Source organism: Novosphingobium sp. MBES04, from assembly GCF_000813185.1.
Taxonomy (GTDB): domain Bacteria; phylum Pseudomonadota; class Alphaproteobacteria; order Sphingomonadales; family Sphingomonadaceae; genus Novosphingobium; species Novosphingobium decolorationis.
The window spans coordinates 106,992-116,195 of record NZ_DF850490.1 but is presented as its reverse complement, the minus strand read 5'-3'; the positions used below and the strand labels follow the sequence as shown (position 1 = coordinate 116,195).

Below are 9,204 nucleotides of genomic sequence, written 5' to 3'. Positions count from 1 at the left end.
GGCTGACAATGGTCGTGCAGCTCGTTCTCAGCAACGGTCGAAAATCTGTCGCCAGGCCAACGCCGACCGGATCAACCGGAGTTGAGAGTGCGTGACACGATCCGTTTGCCCGCCAGAACTACGCAGGTCGCAGCCAGTGCCAGCAGGATCGCCGCGGCCCCTCTGACCTCGTACAGCGAAGCCCCCATCTGGTTGAGCGGAACGAAGGTGTGCAAACCGGCTGTCGACGGGATCAACCAGGCAATCGCGGCGACGACGCGGGGCATCTGATCAAGCGGCCACGCCGCGCCGGTCAGGAAGAAAAACGGCACCGACGCAGGCGCGATAATCGCCATCGCCCGCTCGAACCGGTCGAAGAAGCTGCCAAGCCCGAGGCCCAGAGCCGCCACGCAGACCACGAACACCGGCGTAATCGCTATCACCCCGCCGATATTGCCGCCCACCGGAACTCCCTGCACCCAGAACGCCATTCCGAACAGAAACAGACAGGTCACTGCGCCTGCCGAGCTGAAGGCGGCCAGCGTGCCCAGATATTCGCTCAGGCCCATCCGCCAGGTTCCCTCGCGGCGTCGCCCCGCCATGAAGCTGGCGGCACCGATCAGCAGCGTCTGCTGGATGATGACGACAGCGACGGCCGGGAAGACATAGTTCTTGTAGCCGCCTGTCAGGTTGAACAGCGGCTCGCTGACGATCGCGATCGGTGGGCCGGCGCGTGTCGCCTGGCTGGCGGGTGCGAGGCGGGTGACGACCAGATTCTGGATCACGGCAGTCACAGCATCGCGGATCGCGCTCGCCCGCACCAGGTAGGTCGCGTTCACCCAGACGCCGACACCCGATCCGGGAGAGCCCGTGCGCAGCTGCCGCTCCAACCCGTCCGCAATCAGGATCGCCCCGTCCGCCTCGCCTGCGTTCATGGTTGCACGGGCAGCCAGCATGCTGGTTTCGACGACCTGTACCCGGACCGCCCGCGTTGCTTCGAGGTCGCGCACCATGGCGCGGCTCAATGCGCTGTCGTCCTGGTCGACGACGACGATGGGTAGTTCCAGCGAGGTCTGCTGCGCGTAGGGTGCTGGATAATAGAAGGAATAGAGCAGCACCGCGAGCAAGGTCGTCGCGAGCAGTTCGCGCGATCTGACGATCGCCCGCCACGTTGCCAGAAAGGCTTCGCCAACGCTCATGAGCGGCGCGCCGCGACAGTGATGATCGCGACCGCCCCACCGCTGGCTATCACGAGGTAGGCGGTGAGCGCGATGGCGGGGACGATGGCACCGGTCATGGTAATCGCCCGGTCGCTCACCTGCCCCAGCTCCAACGCAAGGTAATGCGGCAGCGGGAGCAGGTTGCTCCAGACACGCGCGAACAGGCTGCCCCCGTTGAGCGGCAGTGTCGCCCCCGAATAGGCGAGCGCCGAACCCGCGTAGACGATACCGGCGGACAATGTGACTGGCGTATCGCGCGTGATCGCGATCAGCAGCGCCGAAATCGCGGCTGTGCCAGCGTAGAGCAGCACCTGCGCGAAGGCGATGAGCGCGATGCTGCCCTCGAACCGCCAGCCGCGCGCCAGCGTCAGCCACAGCATCCAGGCCACGCCCCACAGGCTGACGACCACGACATAGGGCAGCATCTTGCCCGCCAGCGCCGAGGCGACCCCGCCGGTCGATTGTGCCCAGCTGGCCAGCGATCGGTCACGCAGTTCGCGCCCCAGCGCCATCGCGGTGGCGCAGGCCGCGACCAGATGCAGCACCGATGGATAGATCAGCAGCCCGAGGAACCACTCATAGCTGCCCGGCGCATTGCCGAGCGCGGTGGCCTCGATCACCAGCCTGTGGGTGCGGGGGGAAGGCAGGCTGTGGTTCGGAAGCTCTCCGGCAAGGATCTCGAGCGCGGCCGTCTGCATCGCGCTTTCGGCGGCGCTCGATATCTGGCGGCCTGTTGAGAGGAAGCTGGCGTTGTAAAGGATACGCACCACCGGCTCGCGATCCCGCGCCAGCCCCTCGCCGAGTCCCGGCGGCAGGTGCACCAGCGCCAGGGCCTCACCGCTGCGCAGCGCGCGCATGGCGTCGACTTCGCTCGGGTAGGAGCCTTCGATCCGGATCATTGGCGAGGCATCCAGCGCACGGATCATCGTCCGGCTGGCAGTGGTGCCATCGCTGTCGACCACGGCCAGCGGGAGCTTGTGCATCGTGCCTTGCCACAGCATCCCGGCCATCAGCGCCAGCAGGATAGCGGGGACCACGAACAGCCCCGCCAGATCCCAGCGATCATGCCGCAGGTGACGCAGCTCGCGCGTCAGCGCCCGCCCGAACGCGCTCATTGCGGCCAGTCGAACAGGACACTCATACCGGGGCGAAGCTCGGCGATCCGCTCTGCCGGTCGCAGCCGGACCTCGAACGTGCGCACATCGTAGCCCGATGCCTCGCGGGTTGCCCGCCATGTCGCGAAGTCGCCGCGCGGGGAGATGAAATAGACCCGGAAGTCCGCATCGCGATCAAGCGCGGGGATGTGGCCGCGCAGAACAGTGTCCATCGCGAGGCCGCGATACTGGTCCTCGCGCAGGTTCAACGAGACCCACGGATGGTCGATATCGATCACCTGATAGGCGGGGATGACCGGGCTGACGACTTCACCGGGCTGGACGAGCTTGCGCGCGACCTCGCCCGCAATCGGCGAAACGAGCCGGGTCTCACTCTCCATCGCCTCGGCGGTCTGGGCACCTGCCTGTGCGATACGGACCTGCGCATCGGCAGCGGCCCTGGTCTGGCGCCGTGCCCCGGCCAGCGCCTTCTGATATTGCAGGCGCGCCGCCTCGGCAGTGCGCGCGCTGCTGTCGCGCGCCGCCACGGCCTCATCGCGGCGCTGCGCCGCGACCACGCCCTCGGCATAGAGGTTCTGGGTGCGGCGGCTCGTCTCCGCCGCCAGATCAGCCGCCGCCTGCGCTGCCTGCCAGGTCGAGCGGAGCGTTGCGATATCCTCTTCGCGCGGGCCTTCGTTGGTCGCCGAGGCGATAGCGCGCGCGGCGTCGAGCGCACCCTGCGCCTGCGCCTGCGCGCCCGTTATCTCCGGGCTCGAAAGCGTGGCGAGTACCGCGCCCGCCTCCACCCGCTGGCCCTCTTCGGCCATCAGGTCTTCGACGCGTGCCAGCGCCTTGGTCGCGACATTCACCTCTTCGGCATCGACCATGCCCTGAAGCTGCTGCGGGGCCGGTCGGCTCGCCAGCCACAGCCCGAGGATCACCACGCCAAGCACGATGACGATCGCCGCGATGACGACAGTGCGCTTGCGGCGCGAGGGCGGGGCGACCGGTTCTTCGTTCACTCGTAGTCCTCCAGGCGGCGGTCGGCTTGCGCCAGAAAGGTGCCGAACTCGTCGACCCGATGGCTCGCGGCGAGCAGACCTGCAAGCGCCAGATCGTATTCGTAGGCCGCGGCGATCCGCTGCGTCTTGGTGGTCGCCAAGATAGCTTCGGCGTCGACCAGCGCGGACGACGGCGCTTCACCGGCGGCAAAGGAGAGCTGCTGCACGCGTAGGTTCTCTTGCGCGGCGGCGAGATTGCTGTCGAGCAGCAGGAAGGATCGCCTTGCGGTTTCGACCATGTTCCAGGCGCGAACGATCTGTCCGGTCACATCCCTGCGGGTCTGGGCGGCAGCGTCGGCCGCCGCACGTTCGCGCTCCAGCGCTGCATCGAGCGTTCTGCGCCGGTCGAAACCGGACATCAGGGTAAAGCGCAAGGTGACGCCCGCGATCCAGTCCGGGTCGACCGGCAGGGCACTGTCGCGATTGGCGTTGTAGCTGCCGAAAGCAAAGGCCTGCGGGAGGTAGCGCGACCTGGCCAGATCCACACCGGCATCGGCGATCTCATAGGCCGCATCGCCTCCGCGAACCTGAGGCGTGGAGTCGACGCTGGCGATAAAGGTCTCGACCGGCGGCAGCGGCATGGACCGGACGAACAGCGGGGTTGCCGCAGAAATCTCGCCAGGATGGTCAAGCAGCCGGGCAAGCTCATCGGTGGCGGTTGCCTCCTCCAGCCGGGCACGCTCATAGGCGCGCTGCGCCGCATCGCGTGCGACCTGCACCTGCAGCACCCGCGCATGCGGAATAAAGCCGTTTTCTTCCAGCTTGATCGCATCGGACAGGTGGCGGTCAAAGCTCTCCAACGTCTCGCGCGTCGAGCGGGCCAACTGCACTGCCACCTGTTGCCCAAAGTAGGTTTTGACAAGATCTACCCGCGACAGATCACGCCCACCCGCCTGCTTGGCGCGCGCGACGCCGACTGCGGCATCCGCGCCGTCCTGAACCGCGCCGATCGCCCCACCGGTATAGATCGGCATTGCTGCGCTGATTGTTGGACGGAACACCGTGTCGCGGGTCTGGAACTCGAACGTGTCGGGAATCTGCCCGAAGATCGCAGGCAGCGCCGCACCGAAGCGCTGCGTCACGTCGCCGACGATCTGCTGGAGCCCGGGCGGAAACTGGCCGGGCAGTTGAGTCAGAAAATCGCTCGTCGCATTCTCAGCATTGTCTCGCGGGCCCGAGATGTCGACCCCCAGCGTCTTCTGGTATTCGATAAGGCTGGCAGACGCGGTCACCGTTGGCCTGCGCAGCGTGCGGGTCGCATCGGCGAGCAACTCGCTCGCGCGGACAGAGTGCTCTTCTCCGGCGAGACCAGGGGACGTCGCATCGAGCCGCGCCAGCGCGGCGTCAAAGGTTACCGCTGGCGCATTCTCTTGCGTGGCAGGCACCTCTTGTGCTCCGGCGCTTTGCGGCCAGACGACAAGCAGAAGCATTGCAGCGCCGATCGCATGTTGCAGGTCAGCACGCATCATCAATGGCCCCACCGATCCGCAGCGCGGCGCACGCGAGCTGCGGGGCGGTTAAACTTGCTTTGCTCGTACATCACCTAGCGCCATCGGCATCATTGACAATGGGCTCTTCCTACCGCCTATTGTAATCAATGACAATAGAACTCGAGACGACGCCCAGGCGCCGCCGCCATCCGGATGCCGTTCGGACCGAAGCGATCGCAGCAGCGCGGCAGCTGCTCGTTACCGGCGGCCCGGATGCGGTCACCCTACAAAGCGTGGCCGGAGCGCTGAACATGGCGCACGGCAATATCACCCACCACTTCGGATCGGCGGCGAACCTTCAGACTGCGCTTGCCGATGCGCTGATTGCGGACATGATCGCGGCCGTGCGCGAAGGGACGAACAAATTGCGCATCGGTGCCATCACCGAAGCCGATCTGGTCGATCTAATTTTCGACAGATTCGAAAGCGACGGTGTCGGCCGGCTGATCGGCTGGCTCGCCGCACAGGGCAGCGACCGGCTGGACACGATGTACCAGCATCTCGCTAAAGTGCCTGCCGAGCTTGGCCAAACGCCGGAGGGTGGCCTGACGCCTGAAGCACTGCCGAAAGTCGTAGCGATTATCGTGATGGCGGCGCTGAGCGCGTCGCTGATCGGACCGGGAACCTTGGCGGCGCTGGACCTGCCCGAGACTTTCTCCCGCGAGCGCGCCACCGATTACCTGATGCACTGGCGACATTCAGGTGGCAGCGCGGAACAACCAATCGAGAGCTGACCGCGTCGAGGTCGGGTGTGCCGCCGTCACGGGATCAGGTCGGCCACGTTTTACAAATGGAAGTCGAAGTTCGGCGGGCTGGAGGTCTCCGATGCCCGTCGGCTGCGGACGCTCGAACAGGGGCTCTGTTGCAAACATGGGGGACCGCCGCGCGGCACCGCGCGTTTATTGGGATCAGGCAGCTTTGTTGAAATGCTGATTGAGCATATCCATGGCCTCGGTTATGGCCGAGGGGCCAATGCCAAATGATCTTTCGATCAGACGCACCTCTCCCCTGATCCCTGGCTGCAGGCACCATGCCCGGGCCTGCCCTTTGCGTAGGGCGCGCATGACCTCGAAGCCCTTGATCGTGGCGTAGGCTGTTGGCATCGACTTGAAGCCACGTACTGGCTTGATCAGCATCTTGAGCTTGCCGTGGTCGGCCTCGAGCACGTTGTTCAGATATTTCACCTGCCGGTGCTCGGTTTCAGCCGCCAGTTTGCCTTCGCGTTTCAGCTCAGCGATTGCGGCGCTGTAGCTGGGTGCCTTGTCGGTGTTGAGTTTGGCCGGCTTTTCCCAGTCCTTCAGGCCACGAAGAGCTTTGCCCAGAAAGCGCTTCGCCGCTTTGGCACTGCGCGTCGATGACAGGTAGAAATCAATCGTGTCGCCCCGTTTATCGACCGCCCGATACAGGTAGGTCCATTTGCCCCGCACCTTTACGTAGGTCTCATCCAGACGCCAGCTCGGATCAAAGCCGCGCCGCCAGAACCACCGCAGCCGCTTCTCCATTTCCGACGCGTAGTTCTGCACCCAGCGATAGATCGTCGTATGGTCGACATCGATCCCACGCTCGGACAGCATCTCCTCGAGATCACGGTAGCTGATGCCGTATCGACAATACCAGCGCACCGCCCATAGGATGACCTCTGCGGTAAAATGCCGCCCTTTGAAATCGTTCATCACAACCGACCTGACCAATCCAAGGGCCCAACATTGGCAACCGCATCAGAGTTTGCAACAGAGCCGTTAATCCTTTCCTTGGCGACTGGAACGAGCGGTAAGCGAAAGCATGCGCGCCGCGATCTCTCGCTCACCCATAACGATGTCCGGAACACCAAGCCGCTGCAGATGCTCGACCTCGGCGTCGGAATGGGCTCGCGCAATCACATGCGTATCCGGGTTCAGCTTGCGTGCATGCTCGCATATCGCACCGGCTTCGAACCCCTCGGGAATCGCGAGTAAGAGGTGACTGGCGTCGTCAATTCCCGCCGCCCGCAATATCAGGGGGTCCAGAGCGTTACCGCTCAGACATTCGATGCCCTCTGCCTTTGCCTGCCGGACAGGGTCTGGCCGCTCTTCGATGACGGCAAGCGATCTGCCGGCCTTCTTCAGTTCTCCGGCGATCAGACATCCGACCCGCCCATAGCCGACGAGGATGATGAGCCCCTTGGCGGGTTGGGGCTGCGGCAAGGGTTCGATCTTTCCGGTATCTCCCGGCCGCGCGGCAACGGCAGAGAAAATAAAGGGATTGAGGAATATCGAGACGATCGCGCCCGCAAGAATCAGATCGCGTGCGTCAAGCGGCAAGACGCCGAGTTGGGTGCCGAGTGCCGCCAGAATGAAGGAAAATTCGCCAATCTGCGCCAGACTGGCCGCGATGGTAAGCGCCTTGGTATTGCTGTGGCCGAACGAGAGAACGATCACGAATGCGGCCAAGGACTTTCCCAGCACGATGATGGCAACTGTCGCCAGCAGGGGAAGTGGTCGATCGATCACCACGGATGGGTCGAACAGCATGCCGACCGATACGAAGAAGAGCACTGCGAATGCATCCCGCAAGGGCAGGGTTTCTTCGGTCGCCCTTCGCGATAGCTGCGATTCTCCCAGAATCATGCCGGCGAAAAAGGCGCCAAGCGCAAAGGAAACGTCAAAGATATAGGCAGCGCCGAACGCAACACCCAAGGCGATGGACAGAACGGCCAACCGGAACAGTTCGCGCGATCCGGTATGCGCGGCCCAGTGAAGCGTTGCTGGAATGATCCGTCGCCCGACCAGCAGCATCAGCCCGATGAAGCCGGCGACTTTCAGAAACGTGATCGCCAATGGGAGCAGAATGGTGCTCGCACCGCCTTGCCCGTCTCCATTGGCGATGCCAGCAAGCACAGGAAGCATAACCAGTGCCAGCACCATGACGAGATCTTCGACGATCAGCCAGCCAACGGCGACGCGTCCACGTTCGGTCTGGACCAGACTGCGAATTTCCAGAGCGCGCAACAGCACGACCGTACTGGCCACAGATAGGGCAAGGCCAAAGACAAGACCGGCGACCATGGACCAGCCAAGCGCATGAGCCAGTCCCATACCCAACAGGGTGGCGACGAGGATCTGTACTATGGCGCCAGGCACGGCGATCTTCTTCACCGAGAGCAGGTCACGCAGTGAGAAGTGCAGGCCGACTCCAAACATCAGCAGGATAACGCCGATCTCAGCCAGCTGGTTGGCAAGCCCCACATCGGCCACGAAGCCCGGCGTAAACGGACCGACAAGTACGCCAGCGAGAAGATAACCCGCGATCGGTGACACCTTGAGACGGTGCGCGAGAGCGCCCATGAGGAAGGCCACAACGAGACCTGCCACGATTGTTGCGATCAGCGGTGAGTGATGCACCATTCGTTCTCCATGATCGGTCTGTCGCGATGAGCGACGTCCGGTTTCCAAATCATTCGGTTAAGGCAACCGCTGCCACAAAAAGACCTATGGTCGCAGCCATGCCGACAAGGACGGCCGGCTTGAACCAGCATGGTGGGGGTTTTCTTTTGCCGTTCATCATCCCACTTCCACACACAACTCCTGACGCCTCGAACACATCCGAGGCGTATTCCGGAGTCCGGACACAGTCGAAGAAGTCAGTTGGCTGGGGGGGCCCGCACGTGATGAGAGAAGGTCGGCATTCCCGTCGCAAGATTTCTTGCAAGCGGCGGAATTGACCAGCGCGAGCCGCGATCGTCGGTACGGTCGCTCTGCTGGAAGCTTACGATGCTGGGGACGCTGGGGACGCCAACCCAAACCGTACTGTCAGGCGGGTTGTCTGGTTCGACGACAGTTCTCCGTTCGCCAAGCTGCTTGGGCGTCTGCTTGAGTGAAACGACGCTTGTCGAAGGATCGAATGCCGAACCGAAAGATTTGGATTGGGCAGAACCTGCCGGGATCAGCGCGAAGACGAAAATCACCAGCAGCAACACCCAGGTTGCCGACCGGAATGCAAAGCCGTTAGGATCCCTTAAAGCGCTTGTCGTTCGCACGCGTCGTAACAATCCCCAGTGTTGTTGAAGCCGAGAAAATCTATCAGGATGCGGCATTGCTGTAAACGCGTGTAGTGCTGTAGGCTCGGTGGCGAAGCCACATATTGCCCGCTATTCCACGCAGTTTCGCGCGTCGGATTGTAAAGAGGTAAGGCAATGCATCATCATCTGGCTGCAATCCTAGGTTATCGTTCGGGAGAACGGCGGCCAAAGAGAAAAGATCACAGCAAGCCCGATGCGAAACGCTGATACGAAGCTCTACGGATGAGTTCAGTTCTGCGCATATTCGCAGCTTCCATGGACGCTTCTTGAAAGGCTGGACCATGGGCGGAGCAATGCGCTAAC

Annotated in this window: 8 protein-coding genes and 1 pseudogene; 2 read left to right on the top strand and 7 right to left on the bottom strand. The window is 63.3% G+C overall.

Going from position 1 to position 9,204, the window contains the following annotated elements; translation table 11 throughout:
- Nucleotides 1–71: 71 nt before the first annotated feature.
- The 4 genes from MBENS4_RS22495 to MBENS4_RS22480 are packed head-to-tail and all read right to left on the bottom strand — an operon-like array spanning nucleotide 72 to nucleotide 4,823.
- The gene (locus tag MBENS4_RS22495; protein WP_039396208.1) at nucleotides 72–1,178 is read right to left on the bottom strand and encodes an ABC transporter permease; all 1,107 of its coding nucleotides are present in this window, start codon (nucleotides 1,176–1,178) and stop codon (nucleotides 72–74) included.
- Complete coding sequence (locus MBENS4_RS22490; RefSeq protein WP_039396205.1) at nucleotides 1,175–2,314, bottom strand: ABC transporter permease; 1,140 nt, start codon at nucleotides 2,312–2,314, stop codon at nucleotides 1,175–1,177. The genes MBENS4_RS22495 and MBENS4_RS22490 overlap by 4 nt, the downstream gene beginning before the upstream one ends.
- Nucleotides 2,311–3,315: an HlyD family secretion protein gene (locus MBENS4_RS22485; protein ID WP_039396201.1), complete on the bottom strand. Its 1,005-nt coding sequence runs from the start codon at nucleotides 3,313–3,315 to the stop codon at nucleotides 2,311–2,313. The genes MBENS4_RS22490 and MBENS4_RS22485 overlap by 4 nt, the downstream gene beginning before the upstream one ends.
- The gene (locus tag MBENS4_RS22480; protein ID WP_039396199.1) at nucleotides 3,312–4,823 is read right to left on the bottom strand and encodes a TolC family protein; all 1,512 of its coding nucleotides are present in this window, start codon (nucleotides 4,821–4,823) and stop codon (nucleotides 3,312–3,314) included. The genes MBENS4_RS22485 and MBENS4_RS22480 overlap by 4 nt, the downstream gene beginning before the upstream one ends.
- A 128-nt stretch (nucleotides 4,824–4,951) precedes the next feature.
- Here MBENS4_RS22480 and MBENS4_RS22475 point away from each other — a divergent pair, with 128 nt between their 5' ends.
- Nucleotides 4,952–5,578: a TetR/AcrR family transcriptional regulator gene (locus tag MBENS4_RS22475; protein ID WP_052322709.1), complete on the top strand. Its 627-nt coding sequence runs from the start codon at nucleotides 4,952–4,954 to the stop codon at nucleotides 5,576–5,578.
- 15 nt (nucleotides 5,579–5,593) lie between these two features.
- Nucleotides 5,594–5,695: pseudogene (locus tag MBENS4_RS25045) on the top strand (transposase); the annotation flags it as partial.
- A 57-nt stretch (nucleotides 5,696–5,752) separates the two neighbouring features.
- Here the strand turns inward: MBENS4_RS25045 and MBENS4_RS22470 are convergent.
- The 3 genes from MBENS4_RS22470 to MBENS4_RS25600 all read right to left on the bottom strand — a co-directional run bounded on the left by MBENS4_RS22470 (nucleotide 5,753) and on the right by MBENS4_RS25600 (nucleotide 8,799).
- A complete protein-coding gene (locus MBENS4_RS22470) occupies nucleotides 5,753–6,517 on the bottom strand; it encodes an IS6 family transposase (RefSeq protein WP_039396196.1) in 765 nt (254 codons plus the stop codon).
- Nucleotides 6,518–6,583: 66 nt separating this feature from the next.
- Nucleotides 6,584–8,227 (bottom strand): YbaL family putative K(+) efflux transporter, encoded by a 1,644-nt coding sequence (gene ybaL, locus MBENS4_RS22465; RefSeq protein ID WP_039396193.1) that lies wholly within the window; start codon nucleotides 8,225–8,227, stop codon nucleotides 6,584–6,586.
- A 236-nt stretch (nucleotides 8,228–8,463) separates the two neighbouring features.
- The gene (locus MBENS4_RS25600; RefSeq protein ID WP_144401057.1) at nucleotides 8,464–8,799 is read right to left on the bottom strand and encodes a hypothetical protein; all 336 of its coding nucleotides are present in this window, start codon (nucleotides 8,797–8,799) and stop codon (nucleotides 8,464–8,466) included.
- Between the last annotated feature and the right edge of the window lie 405 nt (nucleotides 8,800–9,204).

What these genes read in the sequence shown, in the direction of transcription:
- MBENS4_RS22495 (WP_039396208.1), bottom strand. Translation starts at nt 1,178, where the DNA reads ATGAGCGTTGGCGAAGCCTTTCTGGCAACGTGGCGGGCGATCGTCAGA.
- MBENS4_RS22490 (WP_039396205.1), bottom strand. Translation starts at nt 2,314, where the DNA reads ATGAGCGCGTTCGGGCGGGCGCTGACGCGCGAGCTGCGTCACCTGCGG.
- MBENS4_RS22480 (WP_039396199.1), bottom strand. Translation starts at nt 4,823, where the DNA reads ATGATGCGTGCTGACCTGCAACATGCGATCGGCGCTGCAATGCTTCTG.
- MBENS4_RS22475 (WP_052322709.1), top strand. Translation starts at nt 4,952, where the DNA reads ATGACAATAGAACTCGAGACGACGCCCAGGCGCCGCCGCCATCCGGAT.
- MBENS4_RS22470 (WP_039396196.1), bottom strand. Translation starts at nt 6,517, where the DNA reads ATGAACGATTTCAAAGGGCGGCATTTTACCGCAGAGGTCATCCTATGG.
- ybaL (WP_039396193.1), bottom strand. Translation starts at nt 8,227, where the DNA reads ATGGTGCATCACTCACCGCTGATCGCAACAATCGTGGCAGGTCTCGTT.